Annotated in this window: 23 protein-coding genes; all 23 read right to left on the reverse strand. The window is 50.3% G+C overall.

What is annotated here, in order from left to right; all coding sequences use genetic code 11:
- Positions 1 to 14 precede the first annotated feature (14 nt).
- Positions 15 to 602: a CDP-diacylglycerol--glycerol-3-phosphate 3-phosphatidyltransferase gene (gene pgsA / locus NR121_RS01110; protein WP_054818118.1), complete on the reverse strand. Its 588-nt coding sequence runs from the start codon at positions 600 to 602 to the stop codon at positions 15 to 17.
- The gene (gene rimO, locus NR121_RS01115; RefSeq protein WP_062408032.1) at positions 599 to 1,927 is read right to left on the reverse strand and encodes a 30S ribosomal protein S12 methylthiotransferase RimO; all 1,329 of its coding nucleotides are present in this window, start codon (positions 1,925 to 1,927) and stop codon (positions 599 to 601) included. The genes pgsA and rimO overlap by 4 nt, the downstream gene beginning before the upstream one ends.
- 129 nt (positions 1,928 to 2,056) lie before the next feature.
- Positions 2,057 to 2,548, reverse strand: coding sequence for a YajQ family cyclic di-GMP-binding protein (locus NR121_RS01120; RefSeq protein ID WP_054818117.1), 492 nt, complete (start codon positions 2,546 to 2,548; stop codon positions 2,057 to 2,059).
- A 269-nt stretch (positions 2,549 to 2,817) separates the two neighbouring features.
- On the reverse strand, positions 2,818 to 3,681 hold the full coding sequence (locus NR121_RS01125) for a helix-turn-helix domain-containing protein (protein WP_137670031.1): 864 nt from the start codon (positions 3,679 to 3,681) through the stop codon (positions 2,818 to 2,820).
- Between the two features lie 67 nt (positions 3,682 to 3,748).
- Entirely contained in the window at positions 3,749 to 4,531 is a 783-nt protein-coding gene (locus NR121_RS01130; RefSeq protein WP_062408029.1) for a DUF3388 domain-containing protein, read from the reverse strand.
- Between the two features lie 88 nt (positions 4,532 to 4,619).
- Positions 4,620 to 5,471 carry a hypothetical protein gene (locus tag NR121_RS01135; protein WP_235594268.1) on the reverse strand — a complete coding sequence of 284 codons (852 nt, stop codon included), beginning with the start codon at positions 5,469 to 5,471 and terminating at the stop codon, positions 4,620 to 4,622.
- Positions 5,472 to 5,972: 501 nt separating this feature from the next.
- Positions 5,973 to 6,227: a DUF3243 domain-containing protein gene (locus NR121_RS01140; RefSeq protein ID WP_054818115.1), complete on the reverse strand. Its 255-nt coding sequence runs from the start codon at positions 6,225 to 6,227 to the stop codon at positions 5,973 to 5,975.
- A 79-nt stretch (positions 6,228 to 6,306) separates the two neighbouring features.
- Entirely contained in the window at positions 6,307 to 7,068 is a 762-nt protein-coding gene (gene ymfI, locus NR121_RS01145; RefSeq protein ID WP_054818114.1) for an elongation factor P 5-aminopentanone reductase, read from the reverse strand.
- Positions 7,058 to 8,350 (reverse strand): EF-P 5-aminopentanol modification-associated protein YfmH, encoded by a 1,293-nt coding sequence (gene yfmH / locus NR121_RS01150; protein ID WP_062408024.1) that lies wholly within the window; start codon positions 8,348 to 8,350, stop codon positions 7,058 to 7,060. The genes ymfI and yfmH overlap by 11 nt, the downstream gene beginning before the upstream one ends.
- On the reverse strand, positions 8,351 to 9,655 hold the full coding sequence (yfmF, locus tag NR121_RS01155; protein WP_054818156.1) for an EF-P 5-aminopentanol modification-associated protein YfmF: 1,305 nt from the start codon (positions 9,653 to 9,655) through the stop codon (positions 8,351 to 8,353).
- Positions 9,656 to 9,747: 92 nt separating this feature from the next.
- Entirely contained in the window at positions 9,748 to 10,551 is an 804-nt protein-coding gene (gene sleB, locus NR121_RS01160) for a spore cortex-lytic enzyme (protein ID WP_074728463.1), read from the reverse strand.
- Positions 10,552 to 10,671: 120 nt separating this feature from the next.
- Entirely contained in the window at positions 10,672 to 13,227 is a 2,556-nt protein-coding gene (locus NR121_RS01165; RefSeq protein WP_062408022.1) for an FtsK/SpoIIIE family DNA translocase, read from the reverse strand.
- 75 nt (positions 13,228 to 13,302) lie between these two features.
- Positions 13,303 to 13,533, reverse strand: a complete 231-nt coding sequence (locus tag NR121_RS01170; protein WP_054818113.1) for a YlzJ-like family protein — start codon at positions 13,531 to 13,533, stop codon at positions 13,303 to 13,305.
- Positions 13,530 to 14,261: a ClpP family protease gene (locus NR121_RS01175; RefSeq protein WP_062408020.1), complete on the reverse strand. Its 732-nt coding sequence runs from the start codon at positions 14,259 to 14,261 to the stop codon at positions 13,530 to 13,532. Before NR121_RS01175 ends, NR121_RS01170 begins: the two co-directional genes overlap by 4 nt.
- A 168-nt stretch (positions 14,262 to 14,429) precedes the next feature.
- On the reverse strand, positions 14,430 to 16,106 hold the full coding sequence (locus NR121_RS01180; RefSeq protein WP_054818112.1) for a ribonuclease J: 1,677 nt from the start codon (positions 16,104 to 16,106) through the stop codon (positions 14,430 to 14,432).
- Between the two features lie 208 nt (positions 16,107 to 16,314).
- Positions 16,315 to 17,190 (reverse strand): 4-hydroxy-tetrahydrodipicolinate synthase, encoded by an 876-nt coding sequence (gene dapA, locus NR121_RS01185; protein ID WP_054818111.1) that lies wholly within the window; start codon positions 17,188 to 17,190, stop codon positions 16,315 to 16,317.
- Between the two features lie 13 nt (positions 17,191 to 17,203).
- Positions 17,204 to 18,430 (reverse strand): aspartate kinase, encoded by a 1,227-nt coding sequence (dapG, locus tag NR121_RS01190; RefSeq protein ID WP_062408018.1) that lies wholly within the window; start codon positions 18,428 to 18,430, stop codon positions 17,204 to 17,206.
- A 99-nt stretch (positions 18,431 to 18,529) separates the two neighbouring features.
- Positions 18,530 to 19,567, reverse strand: coding sequence for an aspartate-semialdehyde dehydrogenase (locus tag NR121_RS01195; protein WP_062408016.1), 1,038 nt, complete (start codon positions 19,565 to 19,567; stop codon positions 18,530 to 18,532).
- Between the two features lie 42 nt (positions 19,568 to 19,609).
- Complete coding sequence (locus tag NR121_RS01200) at positions 19,610 to 20,203, reverse strand: dipicolinate synthase subunit B (RefSeq protein WP_054818110.1); 594 nt, start codon at positions 20,201 to 20,203, stop codon at positions 19,610 to 19,612.
- A 1-nt stretch (position 20,204) separates the two neighbouring features.
- Complete coding sequence (gene dpsA, locus NR121_RS01205; RefSeq protein WP_062408012.1) at positions 20,205 to 21,101, reverse strand: dipicolinate synthase subunit DpsA; 897 nt, start codon at positions 21,099 to 21,101, stop codon at positions 20,205 to 20,207.
- Positions 21,102 to 21,308: 207 nt separating this feature from the next.
- Positions 21,309 to 21,764 carry a dUTP diphosphatase gene (dut, locus tag NR121_RS01210; protein ID WP_256830222.1) on the reverse strand — a complete coding sequence of 152 codons (456 nt, stop codon included), beginning with the start codon at positions 21,762 to 21,764 and terminating at the stop codon, positions 21,309 to 21,311.
- Positions 21,757 to 23,007: a M16 family metallopeptidase gene (locus tag NR121_RS01215; RefSeq protein WP_074728459.1), complete on the reverse strand. Its 1,251-nt coding sequence runs from the start codon at positions 23,005 to 23,007 to the stop codon at positions 21,757 to 21,759. Before NR121_RS01215 ends, dut begins: the two co-directional genes overlap by 8 nt.
- 65 nt (positions 23,008 to 23,072) lie before the next feature.
- Positions 23,073 to 24,104 (reverse strand): polysaccharide deacetylase family protein, encoded by a 1,032-nt coding sequence (locus tag NR121_RS01220; protein WP_054818108.1) that lies wholly within the window; start codon positions 24,102 to 24,104, stop codon positions 23,073 to 23,075.
- Positions 24,105 to 24,235: the final 131 nt, after the last annotated feature.

Raw genomic sequence — 24,235 nt, forward strand, 5'->3', positions numbered from 1 at the left:
AACAATAGGAACACCTACTGTTTTTGTTCGTCAAAGTTGAGCACATGCTTATTTTTAACAAAGTAATCGATACCCGAATAAACGGTAATAATTGCGGCGATCCAGCTGGTGACAACGTCAAACGGGAAATCGATGAAAGCGAATGGAAAATTGTTCAGGAGCAGTGCGATAATCGCCGTTATTTGCGCCGCTGTTTTCCATTTTCCCCACTTGCTTGCCGCCATGACGATGCCTTCAAGCAGCGCAATTTGACGAAGGCCCGTGACGGCGAACTCGCGGCTGATGATGACAATGACAATCCACGCCCCAAGCTTATCCATCTCCACCAGGGAAACCAGAACGGCAGACACCAAAAGCTTATCCGCGAGCGGGTCCAGAAGCTTGCCGAGATTCGTGACAAGCTTCCGTTTCCTGGCAATGTAGCCGTCGAGACTATCCGTACTCGCAGCCACGATAAAGATCAGCGCCGCGATAATCTGGTTATACGTAATGCTGAACTGATCGATCCGGATGTGGGGAAATTTCACATTAACGAGCAAAAAGAACATAATGATCGGGACTAAAAATATTCTCGCCAACGTGATCCGGTTGGCCAAATTCATGCCACGACCTCCCCGGACAAGTCAAATTCGAATGAATGGGTAATTCTTACCTTCGCAATTTCGCCGATTTCAAGCTTCGTCCCGCGGGCAAATACCTCGCCGTCGATTTCCGGAGCATCGTACATGGAGCGGCCTACATAGACATCGCCCCTGCCGTCATATTTCTCAATCAAGACATCGATGACTTGACCGATCCGGCTGCTGTTTCTCTCGCTTGAGATTTCCCTCTGGATTTCCATCAGCACGTTCGCGCGGTATTCCTTCACCTCATCAGGGACTTGATCAGGCAGACGCGAAGCCGGCGTATCTTCTTCCTGCGAATACGTAAATACCCCAAGACGGTCAAATTGAACTTCGCGGATAAACGCCTTCAGATTCTCAAAATCCTCTTCGGTCTCACCCGGGAAGCCGACTATGATGGACGTACGAAGCGACACTCCTGGAATACGTTCACGGATTTTTCGAATCAATTCGCGAGCGTCACGCTGCCGGCCCGGCCGGCGCATCCGCTTCAGGATACGGTCCTCGCTGTGCTGCAAAGGCATATCCACGTATTTGCATACCTTTGGATTATTGGCAATCACGTCGATCAGTTCGTCCGTGAAAAAGCCGGGGTATGCGTAATGAAGCCTTACCCACTCGATGCCAGCAACCTCGCTTACCTTGTTCATTAGTGTAGGAAGCATGAACTTGTCATAAAGATCCGTACCGTAATTGGTGGAATCCTGAGCAATCAGACTGATCTCCTTTACACCTTGAGCGGCAAGCTGTTCCACTTCGGCAAGAATCGACTCCATACTGCGGCTTCGAAACTTTCCGCGCATGATCGGAATACTGCAGAATGTACAGGCGTTATCGCATCCCTCCGCAATCTTCACATAGGCTGTATAACGAGGCGTGGTTAAACGTCTCGGCAGTTTCTGCTCATAGTTGAATACCGGATTTCCTACCATAACCGGTTTTTTGCCTGACAACGCCTTATCGACAATATCGTTGATTTTGTCAAAATCACCGGTTCCGACGATCCCGTCGATCTCCGGCATCTCATTCATCAGCTCTTCCTTGTACCGCTGCGTCAAACAGCCCGATACGATCAACGCTTTCAATTTGCCGGTTTGCTTCAGTTCAGCCATATCCAATATCGTATTCACCGACTCCTCTTTCGCCGCATCGATGAATCCGCATGTATTGACAATAATGACCGTAGCTTCTTCCTTTTCCGATACCAAACTGTAACCACGTTCGTGAATAAGACCGGACATGATTTCGGAGTCAACCAAATTTTTCTCACAGCCCAGGGTTACTACTTTAACTTTCTCTGTCATGTAACATCCTCCACCTGTTCCTTCTCAACGACTAGTTACAAGTATAATATAACCGTTTAAAGAGTGTCAAAATCATAAAAAGCCTTACGAATGCTTTTGTCCGTAAGGCAATCCGCACGTCTTCGGCGCTTACCTGAAATTGATGAATTGCAATTCAAGCGGCAAATCGGCTTTCCGGAGCAGCTGCATGACCTGCTGCAAATCATCCTTGCTCTTCCCGCTTACCCGAATCTGATCTCCCTGAATCTGGCTTTTTACTTTCAGCTTGGAGTCGCGAATCAGCACATTGATTTTTTTAGCATTGTCCTGATCGATGCCTTGCTTCAACTTGATCTTCTGGCGGACCGTTCCCGATGCGGCCGGTTCCACCTTGCCATAGTCCAAATTTTTCAAAGAGATGCCCCGTTTGGCCATCTTGGAATGAAGAATGTCGAGTACATTCTGAAGCTTGAACTCATCGTCGGATATGACGACCAGCTCCTCCTTCTCGAGAGCTATACTGCTCTTGCTCCCCTTGAAATCGAACCGTGTGGCGATTTCTTTTTCCGCCTGATGAATGGCATTGTTCAGTTCCTGGATATCCAATTTGGATACGATGTCGAATGAATTTTCGCTGCTCATGCATGATCTCTTCCTTTCTTGACATTCTGTACCAAGAAAACCGCCGCTAATCACAGTCCGTCATCTTGGCAAAAGATTCCGACAGAAGCTTTTCTTAATCATAACAAAAAAGACACCTTCAGCACAAAGCCTACGAGTGTCTTCAGCTGTATAATATGTGCAAATCCAAACCATAAATAGCCAATGGCGTAATCCCCTTATGCTTACACTGCCGCAGAATCGCGGCTGCCTCTCCATGATAACCGTTCACGCTCAGGCGGCAATCCAGGCTAAGAAGGCTGCAGGTCGATCTGAATTCGTTTGACATTCGCTTCGTCCCCTACATTAATCGGGATGCCGTTGATCTTCAATTCCACAGCACTGGCTCTTCCCAAAACCAATCGCGCGGTATCCGGAACAGTCCACGTTTGCGTATTTCCGTTCAGGAAGTTTTGCGAAGCGAGCACTTTCTTTTCATGGCCCGCGGACTCCACCTCAACCCAGCACTTCTCGCCGGTCACCGTCATTTCGATATTCAGCTCCTGCACTCCCGCTACCGAGTAATAATCGGTGTTTTTCTCGCTTTTGACCAGCTTTACTTCGCTTTTTGGAAGTTCAGGCTGCACGGGCACCTGTGCAGGCGTTTGCTGCGCTGCAGCTCCCGTCTTGGCATTGGCGTCCCCATCGACTTCCGCCGTCTGGGGAGCGGGCGCTACCTTATCGGTAATCGTCTTGGGCAAATCGTCCGAGGCATCTTTGGAGCCGCCGCTATAATTAAGATTAACAAAATAATAGATAATCCCCAGGATCAGCACGACAAAGGAAATCACCATTAGGTTAGAGGCCCATTTGCCAATCCATTCCGTGTTACGGGTCGTCCGCTTGCTGCGGATCGGTTCAGTCATTGGCTCAGGCTCAAGAGACGGAATTACATTTTGATAAAGCTTCAGCACCTCGTTCGGATCCAGACCGACAGCTTCGGCGTAGCTTTTAATGAACGCCCGTACATAAAAATTCCCGGGCAGTACCTTATAGTTGCCATCTTCGATGGCTTCCAGATACCGCTTGCGAATCTTAGTCGTCTCTTGTAAATCATCGAGCGATATTTTATTTTCCAGTCTGGCTTTTTTTAACATCTGACCAAGATCGGACACGTTGTCACTCCTTTCAAGAACAGTGGAAGCAACCTTATGGACAGACGCCAGCTCGCGTCAACCATGCTTAATAATCGTCGATCCCTGATGTAAAGATCTCATATGAAATTTCTTCATCCGGCGTATTGCGAAGCTCGACGATACAGTCGAAATGATCATACGTATATTCGGACTCACGGATAAAAATATCCGGATGCTCAATGACTTTGGTGGACGGCATAGCCATAATTTCCTGCAGGAGAGCATAATGTTTCTCGTTGGAACGCAGGGTCGACACAATACCGTCAATAATAAACACGTTGTTCGGATTCATCTCTTCTTCGGACAGCTGGCTGCGCACGGTTTGGCGAAGCAAGGTAGAGGAAACAAAGGTCCACCTTTTGTTCGAGCATACGCTGCCCGCAATGATCGATTCCGTTTTGCCTACTCTCGGCATGCCTCGTAATCCTACGACATGGTTTCCCTCCCGCTTAAATACTTCGCCAAGGAAATCCACTAACAGTCCAAGTTCATCCCGAGTGAAACGGAACGTTTTGCGGTCGTCCGAATCCCGTTCAATATAACGGCCATGCCGTACCGCTAAAATATCAACCAGCTTCGGCGTGCGCAAAGCTGTTATAGTTATATTATCCACTTTTTTCAGCATTTTACCCATTAATTCTACTTTTTCTTCATCTTTTGTTTGCAACAGCATCCCGCGGGTCCGGTCTTCCACCCCGTTGATCGTAACGATATTGATATCAAGCATCCCCATTAAAGATGCGATATCTCCCAAAAGTCCCGGACGGTTTTTATGTATTTTGTACTCCATATACCATTGTTTAATCTCTTGATTTACTTCTATTGTCATGAGTTTATTCTCCGATCCGTAATTTTTGCAACTCGCACCACAAAAATATTCTACAAAATTCGATAAAATCCTCTCGAAAGGCACTAACTTATTCACGTTTCGTGATAAATTTTATTTCCGCATTGGTATAAGGCTGAATCCCCGGCTGCCACCGTCCTTGCTCCAACATATCCCTGACCGAGGTCAAAATGCCAGGCCACTGCAGTTCAATCCGGGTCGAAGCCAGATTCATCACCGGAACCCGAAGGGAGTTCAACCGCTGCAATTGTGCGGCTTCAAGCGGAGCATATACGGCAATCCATGAAGGCCTGTTCGCCTGAACCTGATATTGCAATTGCGAAAACCAGCCCTCTGCATCGGCCAAGCTGATGTATTCCGCTTCTTCGGAAGGCGCCCACTCCGAAGGAATCGGATAGGCCGAGGTGGTAACCCATTCGATATTTCGTCCGCTTACAAGCTGCTGGCGTACCCATTCGTCCCATTCAGCCTGAAGCTGTTCCTCTGTCACCAGCTTGAGCGAGATATTCTGCTCAGATACAGCAAATGCTTTCCGATCTATAACATCATCGAGCAGCAACCAGTTGCGCTCAGGTACTTTTCCGGCTTCCGGCAGGACATTGCGGACCAACTCATGTCCCGCTACTAAAATCATATCATAAGGCCGAGTTCTAACATGATCCAGCTGTTCTTCCGTCAGAGCCGACGCATTTTGCATCCATTCGAACGACGTTTGCTTTTGCTCGCGCCATTCAAGCAGCGTGCTTTGCAGCGTATTCTTGACTGGATCCGAAATTTCCGGTCCGGTTATGACAAGAATTGATTTTTTGGACTCCAGCAAGGCCGGATCAATCTCCGGGATTTGACTGGCGCATCCCGCCGCCATGACGGCCATACCAAGCAAAGATATTCCAATTATCCATCGTTTTAAAGTTTTCTTCAAAACGTATATCAACCTCTCTTCTGTCAACCCATGATCCCTTATCCAGTATAACAGAAAGGCTCTGTTAAAGGCTAATGTGATCTTTGTCCACACCCATGTTCGGATGTTGAAACAAGAACAAACAGGTATGGATAAGCTCAATAAAGCTGAAAGGAGTCTCGACCCTCCTGAATCATACCCGTAATGGCAGCATAAATGTTGGGTGGATATTCAGCGATTCTATGGCAATCGGATAAAGTTCGGTAGATTGTTGAACGTACTCCTTGATTTCCAAATTTCGAGCAATGGATTTCAACGCATCTGCAAATTGCTTTTCAACGGATGGAAGAGCCATAGGGTTATCCCTCGTTTCATTAGAATTATCATAAAAATTATAATTCAAATGTCGAGACAAATACAGGCCGGATTACTCTCTAAATATCGCAACAATCTTTAACATGACCAATGGAAAAAGCAAGGAAAAGCCTCCCCGAGAGGAGGCTTTCAACAATACCGGTATGATTAATTATTCGCTTTGGCCAACTTGACCATGATCTGAGCCAACACTTTTCTTTCCTGTTCGTCACTGACATCCCAAAGCTCTTTCAGCACGCGCTCTTCCTTGTTCTCGGGATCAATCTTGTCGGCCAGAAACTCGCCGATTTGGAAGGCCAGATTCGAAATCGTCTCCTCTGTCATTCCGGCCTTTTCAGCCTGCTTTACGCGCTCACCCAAGAATTCTTTCCAACGCTCGAACACCTTCAGCACCGTAGCCATGTCGCAATTCCTCCTTGTAAGAATGAATGGTCGTTGCAACTATAATGTCTGCAATAACAAAGGGGATTATACGGCAGGCTTACGTCAGCCAACCGCCGTTGGGGCTGATGATTTGTCCGGTAATATAACCCGATTCCGGCAAAGCAAGAAAATAAACAAGCGAAGCGATTTCGTCCGGACGACCGAATCGGCCTGCCGGAATTTCATTTTCGATGGCAGCCTTCTCCGCAGCATCAAACCCGGCCATCATCAGTGTATCCACAGCGCCGGGAGCCACAGCATTGACGGTAACCCCCGATGGCGCCAGCTCCTTGGCCAGCGCTTTCGTAAAGGCATTAATGCCCCCTTTGGCGGTAGAATAAGCGACCTCGCAGGAAGCCCCGGAAATGCCCCATATGGAGGATACATTGATGATGCGGCCGTATTTTTGAGATACCATATAGGGCATAAACTGGCGGGTCATGAGAAAGGTTCCTTTCAGATTGATTCCCATCATTTCGTCCCACTGCTCTTCCGTTACGTCGGCGAGCATTCCGTAATGCGATACGCCTGCATTGTTTACAAGAATATCAGGTATCATTCCGTGATGCAGTAGCTTCTCCTTCATTCGCTCCACCTGCTCCTGGGACCGCAAATCGGCAGTCACCGTCAGCACGCGGGCTCCCTGGCTCATACAGCTACGAGCGGTTTCATTAGCCGCTTCATGAGACTGCAGATAATGAATGACTACATTCAAGCGCGCAGAGGCAAAACGGCGGGCGATCGCCGCGCCGATGCCCCGGCTCGCCCCCGTGATCAATACCGTTTGTTCCGTAAATGGTTTGTTCGCGTTATGCTCCATTGGAATCACTTGTCACGATGGATGCCGCAAGGCGGTTCCAATCAAAATGGCTGTGAAGCAGCTCGTTCACATCGGCGTGCTGCAGCTCCTCGTAAACGGGCAGAATATCAAACAGCTCAATACCTTTAAATCGGTACTTAGTAAATTCATTAGCGATCGCTTCCGGTGAATTGAGCTGTCTCAGGAATGCGCCGATCTTTTTCTTCTTGCTCCGGTCAAAATCCGAGACGGCGATGCCTTCCGATTTGACACGGTCGATTTCTTCTTGGACCCGGGAAATTAATTTCTCAGGATCCTTTGTGTCTCCGCCCATCACGGTAAAGGCATAGTTTTCCGCTATGTTGTATTCCGAACCGAAGCTGTCGGAAATCAGCTGCTCGTCGTACAGCTTTTGATAAATGGCCGAGCTTGGGCTCACAAGGATATCAAGCAGGACCTTCATCGCCAGCTCCCGCTTCAGCATCTCCCGTCCTCTGAGCGGCTGATCCGGCTCCTTGCAGCCGAAAAGGCATTTAGGCAAAGAAACGGGCAGCACGGCCACCTTGCGCGGCGCCTTTACCGCGGCCGGTTCCTCATCGAAATATCTGTGGATTTCCCCTTGAGCTTTGAACGATTTGGCCGCCTGGTTTTGCCTTACCAGTTCCATGATTTCCTCCGGTTCCACTCTGCCAACGACGAACAAGCTCATATTGCTCGGATGGTAAAAGGTATGGTAGCAATCATAAAGCATTTCTTTGGTAATTTTCCCGATCGATTCCACCGTACCGGCGATGTCTATATGCACGGGATGGACATGGTACATCGTCTCGATTAACCCGAAATACACGCGCCAGTCCGGATTGTCCTTATACATATTGATTTCCTGACCGATAATGCCCTTTTCCTTCTCCACGTTCTCATCCGTAAAATACGGATTTTGAACAAAATTCAGTAGCGTAGTCAAGTTTTCCTTGATATGTCCGGTGGCAGAAAATAAATAAACCGTCCGGTCAAAGCTGGTAAATGCATTTGCCGAGGCTCCTTGCGCCGCAAATACGGAAAAAATGTCGCCCGTCGGCTCTTCGAACATTTTATGCTCGAGAAAATGCGCAATGCCGTCAGGAACTTTTCGCCGCTCTCCGCCTTCTACCTGAAAGTGATTATCGATAGAACCGTATTTTGTGGAAAAGGTAGCATACGTTTTCTGAAAGCCTTCTTTCGGCAGGATGAAAACGGAAAGTCCGTTCGGAAGCTGCTCCGTATACAATGTTTCTTTCACATGTGGATAAGGGATGACCTGCATTTATTCTCCTCCCTTGCGGTCGCGCAGGAAATAAATCGTATCAAGCTGAACCTTCTGCGCTATATTCCGGATTTGCTCCGGGGTCGTCTGTTCGACTTGTTCGATCAGCTTGGGAACCGTACGCTCCGCACCTGACAGACGGTTGTTGAAATCAAAAGCAATCCATTCGAATGCGGAATCCTGCAGCTCGCGCAAATGGCCCGAAATCATCGCTTTGGTTTGCTGAAGCTCCAAGTCCGATATCTTTCCTTCTTCCATTGCTTTTAATTGCTCTCTGATGATCGTAACGGCTTTCTCATAGTTTGCAATCTCAATTCCCGATTGGATCGTCATGATTCCTTTATGGCCGTCCAGACGCGAGGAAGCGTAGTAAGCCAAGCTTGCTTTCTCCCTGACATTCGTAAACAGCTTGGAATGCGGATAACCGCCCAGAATACCATTGTACAGCAGCGCAGAAGGATAAGATTCGTCCGCGTAGGATGTCGGTATGCGAAGTCCCATGTTCAGTTTGCCCTGACTTACGTCAAGCCGCTCAACCACTTCTTTGACCTGCGCCGCATTTCTGTGTTCGATCCTGAGACTGTACGAAGGAGCCGCGGAACGCTGCACCGAGAAATAACGGTCAATCCATGGAAGCACTTGCTCCAGATTCGTATTTCCGACAACATAGACATCCATAGGTGCGCTCTGCAGCAGTTCGTGAAACCGCGCCGTCAACGGCTCGGCTTCGATGGATTCCAACACATCAAGCTTGCCCAGCGGATGCAGCCGGTAAGGCTCCTCGCTGCACATTTCTTCAATGCAGCGCTCGGCCGCATATTTGACTTTGTCGTTTACGATCGCCTGCAGCCGTTTCTCCAGCGTGGTTTTTTCCGATTCAATATACTTTCGGACCAGCGTGCGGCCTTCGAGCGCAGGCTCCGTTATGGCGCCGCCCATAAACTCGATCGCCTGCTCCAGCAGCGAGCGGCTGCTCGAAACGAATTCATCCTGGATTACATCCATTCGGAACTGCAGCATTTGATAATCACCGCGTTTATAGATGTCAAAACCAAAGCCCGCACCGTACATGTCGTCCAACCGTTCCCGGAACTGCTTTGTCTGCGGGTAAGCTTTGCTGCCGCGCCGAAGAACGAACGGTATCAAAGCTGTCGGGGTCACCGTCTCCTCGTCAAGCGGACTGCCGATATACACCGATAACGCGAATGTCTTGAACTGCTCCGTCGGGAGCACATGTACACGTACGTTACGCACCGTACCTCGCTGAAATTGGGTATCCTTCAATGGCGAAACAACTCCTCTCATGATCGCGTCCATCCGCCTTCCTTCACATGATCCATTATATTCCTCTATAAACAGAAGAAGCAACCGCAGCAGGGTTACTTCTACTTGATGCTTTATTTGCAGAAAATATGTTTTCCGATTTGTTTGACTTGAGGACGCGTCCAGATCCAGGCGGACGTCGCTGTCTCCGGATTGAAATAATACAGGCAGCCGTCGGTAGGATCCGAGCCATTCAACGCATCTTGAACGGCCTTGCGTGCCGTATCGTTTGGAGTCAGCCAGATTTGTCCATCGTCAACGGCGGTAAATGCTCTAGGTTGAAAAATGACTCCGGAAACGGTATTGGGGAAGCTTGGAGACTTCACGCGGTTTAAGATAACAGCCGCAACGGCGACTTGGCCGATATACGGCTCCCCGCGGGCTTCCCCGTACACAGCGTTAGCCATAATATTCAGATCCTGCTGTGACAATCCGAAACGCGTTGAGGGCGTCATTCCTGTCGGTGCCCCGGATGCCCGCTCCTGGCCGCCGCCTCCGCCCGAGGCTTGACCCTGCCGTCCCCCGGTAACCCAAGGAGGCAAGTCCTCGGCTTTGGGCTTCCAGGCCTTCGTCGCTTCCCAAAGCTTCAATTTGGTTTTACTTCCGGCGATACCGTCAACCTTTAACCCGAACTCGGATTGAAACCACTTGAGCGCCTTCAAGGTCTGATAGCCGAAATCGCCGTCCACCCTTCCTTTATAAAAGCCCAAAAACTTAAGCCTTCCTTGAAGCTCGTACACATCCGCAGTGGAGGAAGCTCCATAACGGATTTCGTTCTTGCTGAACGTTTGCTCCGTGCTATAGCGATGCTTAAGTTCAAAACCGGCAAACAAAACGAAAATTAAACAAACGGTAATAACAACCAATCGTTTATTCATTGTAATCATACTCACCTTTCCCACTTCATTTTGGCAACCTTTTTACGGTTATTATGAGAAAGGGAGTCAGCTTCTATTCAAGCAGAATTGGTAATCTCTGGGTGTTATGTACGACCTTCATCACGAGCTCATGCGGTTGATCTGATACTGCTCGAGGGAAACAAGCACTTCGCGAGGCTTGCTGCCTTCATACGGACCGACAATCCCGCGGGCTTCCATCGTATCGATTAACCTCGCCGCACGCGTGTACCCGACGCGCATCCGGCGCTGCAGCAGGGAAACAGAGGCTTGCTTGGCTTCCAGGATGATCTGAACCGCCTGATCATACAGTTCATCCTCAAATTCATTCTGCTCTTCCTGCCTTTCTTCCACTTGAGGCACCATGTCTTCGACATATTCGGCTTTTCCCTGCGTCCGCACAAAGCTCACAACGGCCTCGACCTCGGCATCGGACAGGAAAGCCCCTTGCACACGCACGGGCTTGGAAGCGCCCATCGGCAAATACAGCATATCCCCGCGTCCCAGCAGCTTTTCAGCTCCGACCGAATCGAGTATCGTCCGGGAATCCACCTGGGATGAAACGCCAAAGGCAATCCGTGAAGGAATATTCGCTTTAATGACGCCCGTGATGACATCGACGGACGGCCGCTGGGTTGCGATGATCAAATGGATCCCTGCAGCCCGAGCCATCTGTGCAAGACGGCAGATCGAATCCTCTACGTCGTTGGCAGCGACCATCATCAGATCCGCGAGCTCGTCCACGATCACCACAATATACGGCAGCGGAGCTCCCGTTTGGGTTTCCGTCAGCATCGCATTATAGCCCTCAATGTTTCTCGTGCCGCTCTTGGAGAACAGTTCGTACCGCTTCTCCATCTCAACGACAACCTTCTTCAGCGCCAAGGAAGCCCGTTTCGGATCCGTAACGACCGGAGCCAGCAAATGCGGGATGCCATTGTACACATTCAACTCCACCATTTTCGGGTCAATCATCAAAAATTTAACTTCATCCGGCTTCGCTTTATACAATATACTCGTGATGATGCCGTTGATGCAGACTGATTTTCCCGAACCCGTAGCTCCGGCAACGAGCAAATGCGGCATGCGCGCGAGATTGCCTACAATCGGCTGTCCAGAAATATCCCGGCCCAGTGTTATAGACAATTTGGAAGCGGCATCCTGGAACGTAGGGCTCTCCATGACCTCGCGCATCGTAACGACGGACACCTCGGTATTCGGCACCTCGATCCCGATAGCGGATTTCCCCGGAATCGGCGCCTCCATCCGTATGTCCTTGGCAGCCAGGGCAAGCGCAATATCGTCCGTTAAGCTCACGATTCGGCTCACCTTCACACCGACATCAGGTTGAATTTCATACCGGGTCACGGCCGGACCACGGACCACCTCAAGCACTTTCGCTCTAACGCCGAAGCTTTCCAGCGTCGCCTCCAGCTTACGGGCAACGGCTTTGTAATCGAGCGCATCGCCGCCTTTGCCTGACGACGGCTTGGATAACAGCTGGAGGGACGGAAGCTCGTATGGAATCTCCAAAGGCTTGTTCTTCATATCGAAATCTTCCGTTCCGCCTTCGTGTTCGGCCGACTCTTGAGCTGCGGCTTTAGAGCCGGAGGAAGCGCCGCCTTCTCCCTTGGCTCCCGTGGCTAACACCGTCTCCTGCTGTACCTGCTCCTGGAAATCGCGGATAACCGGGATGGCAGGATCATTGAATTCAGCCACAGGAGGCTCATTTCCCGACAGAAGCGATCGTTCATCCTCTGCTCTGGTATACACGGTCACCATCTCTTCCTCGCTATCGGAAGAATGGTCGGAGTCCGGACCTCCTGACACCTTATCAGCCGATTTGCTGCCGCCTTTGGAGGGATTTAACAGCTCGAAGAAAAGCGCGCGCTTCTTTCCAGACCCGCGGTTTTTCTTTTCTGGCTTGTACGTTTCCTCGTCATATTCTTCATCCGGTTCCGGAATATAAGCAACAGCCGGTTTTCTTTTCTTCACCTTATTGACAGCTTGCCTCCGCTGATGACGTTCCAGCAGCTTCCGTTTGATATACTGACCTAACAGCGTATCGGCAAAAGGCTTCCGGCCTCTTACCCGGTTGAGTACATCGCCCAGCGAGATACCTGTCACCAACAGAAACCCGGCAATAAACAACGTATACTGGATCAGCCGCGCCCCCAAATTATCAAACAAATAGTACAGAACGGAGTAGATCAAGGCGCCGATCATCCCGCCCCCTACCCCGGCAGTCAAAATTTCCTGGCCCTGCATCGTCGGTTCAAGTCCGTCAATCATGCCGATCCATGTTTGCGACCAGATTTGACCTGCGGTAAACTCCGCTTTTTCATAAAGCTGGGCAAACAGACTGATATGGCTCATCAGCAGCAGGGAAAGAAGAATCAGCAGCAGACCCGTTTTACGGGATGTCCTCCAGACCGGCCACGACCGCTTCATCATCGCATACAAGGCAGCGTATATAAACACTAACGGTATAACAAAGTCCCACGTTCCGATCAGAAAGCGAAACAGATAAGTCAGGGCGCGGGCTACGGAGCCCTCACGGGATAAAGCGATGATTGACAATGTCAAAATCAATATGCCGTACAGTTCAAATTTCAAATTCGTTTTAAGTCCTTTGCCCCTCTTCCTCTTCTTGGACAAGACCGCTCACCCCCCGAGGATTCATTATACCATAAACTGGGGTGAAGCTGAATGTAAGGAATGTAAATTCGATCCTTAGCCCTGCAGAAATGGCTGAAATTCAATCATTCTTCCGGGTGCATACTGCGGGTTCAAATAGTCCTGCAGGTTGCAGCTGATTAAACGGACGATCCTCGCCTGCCGGGCATTGATAGGGTGCACCTGCATCGTGACTCCATTCATGACGATTTCAACCGGTCTTGGAAAGTCCTCATGATCAATGCCTTCCATCACTGCTTCAAGCGGAAGCACCGTATAATGAATCATTGGACCATTCCTCCCTGGGCTCTGCGCCGTTCTTCGATCATCTCGTTGAGCTTTTGAATCGCTTCCCCTACGCCGCCTAACGCGTCGATTAAACCATAGCGGACCGCATCCGATCCGATCACCGTCGTTCCGATATCCCGGGTCAGCTCCCCCGTTTTGAACATCAGCTCTTTGAATTTGTCTTCCTCGACTCTGGAGTGGCGTGTGACGAAACGAATAACCCTTTCCTGCATTTTGTCCAAATATTCAAACGTTTGCGGCACTCCGATAACCAATCCGTTCAGCCGGATGGGGTGAATGGTCATCGTAGCCGTCTCGGCAATGATGGAGTAATTGGCCGAAACGGCTATGGGAACGCCGATGCTGTGACCGCCGCCCAGAACCAGCGTCACCGTCGGTTTGGATAAGGTGGCGATCATCTCCGCGATGGCAAGCCCCGCTTCCACATCGCCGCCGACCGTGTTCAGAATGATCAATACGCCTTCGATTTTCGGATTTTGCTCCGCCGCTACCAGCTGCGGAATGATATGCTCATACTTTGTCGTTTTATTTTGCGGAGGAAGCACAAGATGGCCCTCTACCTGGCCAATTATCGTCATGCAGAAGATATTAGACTCGTTGGTTGGAACATTCGTTTGTCCTAACTGCTGAATAGCATCGACTGTAGCGTTCTTTCTCGCGTCTTCTGTCATGGGCTGCGTCTGCTCTTGATTATTTTCAAATGCCATGTCACATTCCCCCTAGAGTGTTAAAATCTCCCCTTAGTATGATACGGGAGCGCAAAAATATGCGCCGAACCGCATAAAGACCGCTCTGCGTCGATGATGGACACAGGCGGTCTTTTTTCATGTAAGTGACATTTATTAAGTTAACGGTGCTATGACTGGTGGACAGTTTCAGACTTCCATAATAATAGGGAGAATCATCGGTCTTCTTCTGGTTTGTTCATATAAAAATCGTCCGAGCGCGTCCTTCACATGAGTTTTGAGAGACGCCCACTCATTCACATTTTCATTCATCAAGCGATGCAGTGTGCTGGTCACAATGCGGTTCGCTTCTTCAAGCAGCCCTTCCGATTCCCGCACGTATACGAAACCTCGGGAAATGATATCCGGGCCGGACAAAATCGCCCCATCCTGCTTGCTGAGTGTCACCACGACAACGAGAATTCCGTCTTGTGAGAGCAGTTTGCGGTCGCGCAGTACGATGTTGCCTACATCGCCCACGCCCAGTCCGTCAATCAGAATGTTGCCGGCAGGAACTTTGGAGCCCTTGCGCGCCACGCCATCTTGAATCTCCACGGTATCCCCGTTGTCCACGATGAAAATATCTTCCCGCGGTATGCCCACAGACTCCGCCAACATCCCGTGCTGACGCAGCATGCGGTACTCCCCGTGAATCGGGATGAAATATTTAGGACGCATGATGTTGAGCATCAGCTTCAGCTCTTCCTGGCTTCCGTGTCCCGAGACGTGCACACCTGTGATGGAACCCGGTCCGTAAATCACATTTGCGCCGATCCGCATCAACTCGTCCACTGTACGTCCCACATAGCGCTCATTGCCCGGAATCGGTGTGGCCGCGATGATGACCGTGTCTCCCGGTAAAATGTCCACCTTCCGGTGGGTCGAACGCGCCATGCGTGTAAGGGCTGACATAGGTTCGCCCTGAGATCCTGTCGAGAGAATGGCAACACGGTCCGAAGCGAGTTTATTCACTTCTTCCGGCTCAATCAGCATGCCGTCCGGAATATGCAGATAGCCGAGCTCGCTCGCGATGCTTACTACATTCACCATACTGCGGCCGATCACAACGAGCTTGCGGCGAGTGCTCTCGCATGCGTCGATTACCTGCTGAATCCGGTGAATATTGGACGCGAAGGTTGCGATAATGACACGCTGCTTCGCTTTGCGGAACACCTCTTCAATCTCCGCCCCGACACTGCGTTCCGAACCGGTATAGCCCGGGCGTTCCGCATTCGTACTGTCCGATAACAGGGCCAGCACGCCTTTATGTCCGATGGCTGCCATCCGGTGGAGATCAGCATGCTGCTCGTTTACCGGTGTCTGATCGAACTTGAAGTCTCCGGTATGCACAACATTCCCTTCCGGAGTCTCCAAGCACACCCCGACCGAATCCGGAATACTATGATTCGTTTTGAAGAATGTTGCGGTCATGCAGCCCAGCTTCAATTCGGAATCGGCCGTAATGACGATTCGTTTGGTTTCGCCAAGCAGACTCGCTTCTTTTAATTTCGTTTCGATGAGTCCCATGGTCAATCTCGTACCGTAAACAGGTACATTCAAATGCTTCAGCACGTAAGGCAATCCGCCAATGTGATCCTCGTGTCCGTGGGTAATCAGAATGCCCCGGACTTTATCGCGATTTTCCGTCAGGTAGGAAATATCCGGAATGACGATATCGATTCCGAGCATGTCCTCTTCGGGAAATTTCAATCCGCAGTCAATCACTACAATATCGTTCGCGTATTGCACAACATACATGTTCTTTCCGATTTCACCTACGCCGCCCAAGGCGAAAATCGTTAATTTGTCTATATTTTTCTTGGACAAGTACATAAACCTCCTCAAATTAATTGACGACGATTCAGATATGAGCTAAAACCAAAAATATACCGCACCAGTCACTTGCCACCATTATACATGAACAAATTAACCATTTACAAGCTGATCAGCATCACGCCGTCCGCCGTTAGTTATTCGTATTGTATCCAAAAAAAAGAAAACCGATGCCGGAATGGCACCGATTCATTCGAAGACCTCATTCAAACAGGGATGCAATGAATTGTCCTTCTTGTTCGGTAACATTCACGAGAGGCAAACGCACGCCTCCCGTCGATACTCCTTTGAGTTGAAGCGCATGCTTCACCGGCGCAGGATTCGGCACGCGATGCGGACAGAAGAACAATCCTCTGAATATCGGAAGCAATTGACCGTGAAGTCTTGCCGCACCCTGTACATCTCCCTGTACATAACATCTTATCATATTTTGCATTTCTTTTCCAACTACATGGCTCGCTACGCTCACGATGCCATGTGCTCCAACCGACATGGCCGGAAGCGCAGCACTGTCGTCACCGCTGTAGACCAGAAAACCCGGAGCAGCTCCGCTTACGATCTGGGTCAGCTGATCCGTATCCGCACAGTCCTTCGTGGCAACGATATTCGGGATATGAGACAAGCGGATCGTCGTATCGGCGTCGATGTTCACACCTGTACGTCCGGGAACGTTATACAAAATGACCGGAATGTTTACCGACTCGGCAATCGCTTTAAAATGCTGATACAGACCTTCTTGAGAAGGACGGTTATAATAAGGAGCCACCAACAGCAGAGCATCTACACCGAGTTTTTCCGCTTCCCTGGATAAATGGATGGAGTGGGCGGTATCATTGCTGCCTGTGCCTGCGATAACAGGGCAACGACCATTGACATGCTTCACCGCGGTCCGGAAAAGCTCCAGTTTTTCTTCCTCCGTCAACGTCGGAGATTCCCCCGTTGTACCGCTAACCACGAGGCTATCGCTTTGCTGTTCGTCGATAAGGTAGTCGATCAATTTCTCAAACCCAGCGATATCTACTTTCAGGTCGGTATCAAAAGGCGTTACCATTGCCGTTATAAGTCTTCCAAAATCCACGACAAAACTCCTCCTACTTCATTGTTCTGTATAGTTTGAACTGCTTATGCAGCGCTCTTACGGCTCTGGCCATGTCTTCCTCCTGAACCAGCACCCAGATGGTGGTATTGGAGTCCGCGGACTGCAAAATTTGCACATCTGCCTCCGTCAGCGCTTCAACAATATGTGCCATGATGCCCGGAACGCCGTTCATGCCCCCGCCGATGATCGACACCTTGGCGCAATTCGGCGTAATTTGGGGACTGAGCCCCATTTCCACCAACGTATCGGCCGCCCGGTTGGCCTCATGATCAAAGACCGTATACACTACTCCCGAAGGATTCACATTGATGAAATCCACGCTGATTCGTTGACGGGCCATCGCTTTAAATACATTCAGTTGAAGGTCATAGTTGCCTTCCTTTGCCGATACGCGGATCTGTGAAATACCCGGCACATGGGCTATCCCTGTAACGAATCGGTCTTGAACGGTTCCCGTTGCAGCCTTGATCGCGTCAGGATGCGTGACAAGCGTACCCGGATCCTTCGAGAACGTGGAACGCACACGAACCGGAATACCGGCATGCATGGCTACTTCTACCGCTCGGGGATGAATGACTTTGGCGCCGAGATGCGCCATATTGCATATTTCCATGTACGAGACGACCGACAGGGGCTGTGCGTCGTCAACGATTCGCGGATCAGCCGTCAATATGCCGCTCACATCGGTAAAGATATCGACAATCTCCGCGTTCAACGCAGCGCCCAAAGCGGTTGCAGACGTATCGCTTCCGCCTCGTCCCAGCGTCGTAAAATCGCCGTCAGCCGTTTCGCCTTGAAAACCGGCAACGATGACAACGTTTCCTTGGTCGAGCAGTTCAAGTATACGCCCCGGCTGCAAGGATGTGATTTGAGCGTTGCCAAACGTATCGTTGGTTCGTATTCCGGCTTGCGCGCCGGTCAACACCGTCGATGGAATGCCCGCCGCGTTCAACAGGCTGCATAAGGTCGCCGCCGAGATCAGCTCTCCGCAGCAGAGCAGCATATCCTGTTCCCTGTCAGGCAGCCGGTCTCCGTTCTGACGGATCCATTCCAGTAAAGTATCCGTTGCATAAGGTTCGCCCTTGCGTCCCATAGCCGATACGACAACTACTAGTTTGTATTCTTGCTTCAATGCGTCCTGGATATGCTCGATAACGTGTGCTCTGGCTTCAGCTGTGGAAAGGGACGTGCCTCCGAATTTCTGCACTAGGATCTTCATCAAGATCTCCCCTTCTTGAGTAGCCTTTCAAAGATTGAGCAAAAACCAAGCTTCCCGCATCATGCAGGAAGCCGATTTGGTAGCCGAAGTTGTCCGTGATTATTTTTCGATCGCGATATATTCCGCGATTTGGACCGCATTCCAAGCAGCGCCCTTCAATAAATTATCGGAAACAATCCACATGTTCAGCGCCCGAGGGTTGCTCAAATCGCGGCGTACACGTCCAACGAATGTCTCCAGCTTGCCTGCCGCCTCCGTAGCGAGCGGATACAGCTGCTCCGCCGGATTGTCCTGCAGAACGATTCCCGGCGCTTCAGCGAGGATATTCTTCACTTCCTCCACGTCAAAGTCGCTTTTCAATTCGACATATACGGACTCCGAATGTCCATAAACGACCGGAATGCGCACGCAGGTGGCGGTAACCTCCAGAGATTCGTCGCCCATAATTTTTTTGGTTTCGTTGATCATTTTCATTTCTTCATACGTAAATCCGTTATCTACGAATTTATCGATTTGCGGAATGGCGTTAAACGCAATTTGATGCTTGACCGGAAGCGATCCGACCGGCAAAATTTGCGGTTCCACCGGCTGGCCGTCGAGTACGGCACGGGATTGGCGCAGCGTTTCCCTGATCGCGCTTGCCCCTGCACCCGATACAGCCTGATATGTGGAAACGATAATGCGCGAAATCCCGTAACGATCGTACAACGGCTTTAGGGCCTGCACCATTTGGATTGTCGAGCAGTTCGGGTTCGCGATGACTCCCTTGTTTTCATTAATCTTATCAATGTTCACTTCCGGCACCACTAGCGGTGTATCCGGGTCCATCCGGAAGGCGCTGGTGTTATCCACGCAGATCGTTCCGTGCTTGATCGCTTCCGGCACGAGCGCGCGGCTTACGTCGCCACCGGCGCTGAACAAAGCGATATCCACATTCCGGAAGCTTTCCGGCTTGGCTTCTTCAATGGTAATTTCTTGACCCTTGAAATTGATTTTCTTGCCCGCTGACCGTGCGGATGAGAGAAGCTTGAGTTCACCAATAGGGAAATTCCGTTCGGCCAGCAAACGGATAATTTGTTCTCCTACAGCACCTGTTGCACCTACTACAGCGACATTAAACAATTTTTGATTCGACATGTGTACGTCTCTCCCCTATGATGATATAAGTAAAATGTATGATCAGTAATTAAACCGTTCAATCAGCATCGGCTGCAGCTGCTTGCCTTGAAGCGCCGCTTCGCACGTTTCCATAATCAAGTCCATCCGGGCCACAAGCGAATTCGGTTTGGCTTGCGGATTGTCCTGACCGAAAGGGACAAAATAAATATTCTTCGTAATGAGCAGCTTGCCCACATTCATCGCGTTCAGGCCCAACCCGTCATTCGTCGATATCGCCAGCACCAGCGGCCGGCCGTTGCGCATTTGCGCCTTCGCCGCCATCAGTACCGGGCTCTCTGTCATGGCATTGGCCAATTTACTTGTCGTATTGCCTGTACATGGAGCGATAACCAGTACATCCAGCAGCTTCGAAGGTCCGAGCGGTTCTGCATCTACAATTGAAGAAATAATATCATTTCCTGTGATCTGTTTCAACTGTTTTTGCCAACTTTCCGACGTTCCGAATCGCGTATCCGTCGTCATGATCGTATTGGATACAATAGGAATCACCTTGGCTCCCGCATCCACAAAACGCCGGATTTGCGGCATAACTTCTTCAAAAGTGCAGTGAGAGCCCGTCATAGCGTAACCTACCGTAAGACCCTGCCAATTCATTTTACCTATTCCTCCTTGAATTTGCATCCTCCATAATAATCCGCGTAATGGTGTCGCCAATGATGCGTCCTGCCGTTTTCGGCGCAACGATGCCCGGAAGCCCGGGGGCAAGGATCGCCTTGATTCCCCGTTTTTCGGCAAAACGGAAATCCGTTCCCCCCGGCTTCGAGGCCAGATCGATAATGACGGCTCGATGAGGAATGTTGGCTATAATCTGGGCCGTAATAATCATCGACGGAATGGTATTGAAAAGCAAGTCGACATGAGATACATTGGTGATCAGGTCCTTGGTATAAAAAGGGTTCATCCCCATTTCCAAGGCCCTGGCATAATATTCCGGTTTATTCACGCCAACCCTCACTCTGGCGCCCATGCCCTGCAGTGTTCTGGCTACCGTTATCCCTGTCCGGCCAAAACCAAGCACCATCGATTCGGAACCGTGCAGCGTAATATCCGTATTTTGAATCGCCATCATGATGGCGCCTTCGGCGGTGGGTATCGAATTGTATATGGCCACATCATCCCGGTCAAATAGCTCTATCAGCTCTATACCCTCCTTGGTACACAGTTCACGCAAGTAAGTCTTCGCCATGCCGGCAAATACCTTTGCCTTCTTCGGCAGCGCCGCTATATGTTTACCCTCTATACGCAATTCCTTTGAAGCAAAGAGACTTTCTACATGTCCATAGTCGTCCGTACCTACAGCAGGCAAAATGACGGCATCCATTCCCTCAAGAACCTCGGGCGTCAGTTCTGCCTTGGTGATTCCGCTGAACCCGTTTTGCAAATTGTCGAATCCGATCAGCACTACGGTAGCATCCAGCTCGGAGCATTTGTGTATGACTTCGAGCTGACGGGCATCGCCGCCGATCAGCGCCACATGAATCCCGGTCAGCATCATTCTCACCTCTTTCTATGTCGCTTTCGATAAAACATCTTATGCGTAAGCCCAAAGATGGGTTCCAAGGGGCCGGCCGGGAAACAGCGGAACTCTGAAAAAATCCGGCTAATGCCCCTGCCGCATCTTCTCCTGAACAAAAAAAAACGTTCTCCCATTCCGAGCCGTGGCTTGGAACGGGAGAACGCCTTCTTCCGGGATATGATATTATTTTGTGCCCGTATGCCCGAAGCCTCCTGCTCCGCGCACCGTATCGTCCAGTTCTTCAACTTCCGTAAGCCGGATTTGCGGCACCAGTTGGAAAACCATCTGCGCAATCCGTTCCTTCCGCTCGATAATGAAGGGCTCCTGACCGTGATTGATCAGCAGCACCTTCACTTCTCCCCGGTAATCCGCATCAATCGTCCCGGGGCTGTTGAGGGAGGTAATGCCGTGTTTGAATGCCAGCCCGCTGCGAGGCCGGATTTGCGCCTCCAGCTCGTCAGGCATGGCAAGCGCAAAACCGGTAGGAATCAGTGCCCGGGCGCCCGGCTCAAGCGTCACAGGCTCGGTTACCGCGGCATACAGATCGAACCCGCTTGCCAGCTGGGACATTTTCTGTGGAAGCGGGATATCCTCATTGCCCGGGAGACGCTTGATTCTAACTTCAAATGCATTAAACAAGGCGATCCCTCCCGAACCCGGCGATGGCTTCATCCGTTTGCCCTACCATTGCCAAAGCGAACGGCTCGGAAAGCAGCCTTGCCGTCAGCTGTTGAATGTGCTCCATCTCTACCCTTTCAATCCGCTCGATCATCTCATCCAAGCTGTAATGCTTACCCAGCATCAGTTCGTTCTTGCCGAGACGGTTCATACGGCTGCTGGTGCTTTCGAGACTTAGAATGAGACTGCCCTTCATTTGTTCCTTGCCTTTTTTCAGCTCCGCCGGCGTTAAGCCGTTTGCTTTCAAATCAGCGAGGAGCTCCATTGTAATCTTAAGCACCTCTTCTGTTTGCTTTGGAGCCGTTCCGGTGTAAATCGTGAACAAGCCGCCATCCTGATAAGCCGTATGATAAGAGTACACGGAATAGGCAAGTCCGCGCTTTTCGCGAATTTCCTGGAACAACCGGGAGCTCATCCCTCCGCCGATCGCATTATTCAGCAGAATCATTGCATACAGTTGATCATCCTTGGCTGAAAAACCCGGGAACGAAAGGCAGATATGGTTTTGTTCCGTCTTTTTCTGAAAATACTGAAGGTCGCTGCGAAATCCTGGCGGAGGCGTGATGCGGTCCCCGCCTTGAACGGAAAATTCACCGAAATGACGTTCAATCAGTTCAACGACGTTGTCATCTACATTACCGGCAATACTGACCACCGTATTCTCTATCGTATAACGGGATTTCATATAATTCTTGAGCGTATCGGAACTCATGGCCGCCAAGTTGTCCTGCGTGCCGATGATCGTATATCCGAGCGAGTGGTTGCCGAAAGCCGCTTTGGCAATCAAATCGTGAACCATATCGTCCGGCGTATCTTCATACATGGAGATTTCTTCATAGATTACATTTTTTTCCTTCTCCAGCTCCACGGGGTCAAACGTGGAACGGAAGAACATATCGGCTAATACTTCCACCGCCATCGGCAGATGCTCATCAAGCACTTTGCAATAATAGCAGGTATATTCCTTGGACGTGAATGCATTCACGTTGCCGCCGATACCGTCGAAAATTTCGGCAATATCCTTTGCCGAATATTTATCCGTACCTTTGAAGAGCATGTGCTCAATCAAGTGCGAGATACCGTTGTTCGTTTCATTTTCATCGCGAGATCCGGTTTTGACCCAAATGCCGAAAGCCACCGAGCGGCCTGTCGGTATTTTCTCTACCACGACTCTCAGCCCATTGTTAAGCGTATATTTGTCCAAGCCATCGAGCCTCCTTAAGTCCTGCTATGAATGATACGCTTGCGCATAATATTTAGATATTAACATTAATATTCAGCCGACTCAACCTTGGGCACCCGCTGCGGGGAAATGACTTCACTGACGGTGCCAAGCTGGAGCCCCTTGGATTTGATCACGCGAATCATTCCCGGGAGCGCTTTACTGCTGGAGGAGGTCGGATGCATGAGAATAAGCGAGCCGGGTTCTATTCTTGTCTCAATTTTACGGACGATGCTGGAAGGTTCAGGGTTTTTCCAGTCTACGGTATCGAGCGTCCAAAGGATGGTTCTCAGCTTCATGCTGTGCGCGATCTCCACCGTAGTCTGATTGAAGTCCCCGGAAGGCGGTGCAAAAAGCTTATTGTCTACACCGAGTTCCCGCTTTAACAGTTCTTCGGTTTTACTGATCTCGGCGAATGCCTGCGCCCGGCTTAATTTACTCATATCCTTATGGGAATACGCGTGATTGGACATCTCATGCCCCTGCTCCATGATGGTCCGGGCCATGGGAATATTTTTACGAAGCCACGATCCGTCAAAAAAGAACGTTGCGCGCACATTTTCTTTCTTCAACGTCTCCAGGATGACCGGTAAATATTCTTCCCCCCAAGCGACGTTGATCATAAAAGCAGCCATCGGCTTATTCGGATTCCCCTTGTAGACCGGATGAGGCCCGAGCTGCTCCAAGCCGACTTGAGGAGGAACCTCCCTGAAAAGAAGCTTGGGCGGATCTGGAAACGACTCCCGCTCGGCAAGCTCCAACGTTTTCTCCACATCGATTTCAAGTCCGTTATATCCGGGTATCGCCTTCCAAACCCGGTCGACCTTCGCGTTAATCGGTGCAACGTTCAGCCGCTTCGCCTCCGCTTGAATATGCTCGAGCAGCTTCGCTTTACGGGTATCCGGGTCTTCTCGCCATACCTGCCTGGCTAATTGGCCCAGAGGAGATCCGATCAGATTCGTTGAGGCACTGCTTTGTATCGCATGCTGCACAAATCGTTCCACTTGAGGCGATTGCTGCACCAAGACAAGCACCGCACCGAAGCAAGCTGCTGTGAACAACAACTGGTAGCGTTTCATTTCGCATTCTCCTGTCGTTCCTCATTTGTCCCATTCATATGCCTTTTGGGACAAGGTTAGAACCGGAGAACCAACAGGCCAAACAAAAAAGAGACAGACTGCTCTGACTCTTTCTTCATTCCCGCTTTATT

This window comes from Paenibacillus sp. Pae15, from assembly GCF_024519685.1.
GTDB lineage: Bacteria > Bacillota > Bacilli > Paenibacillales > NBRC-103111 > Paenibacillus_G > Paenibacillus_G naphthalenovorans.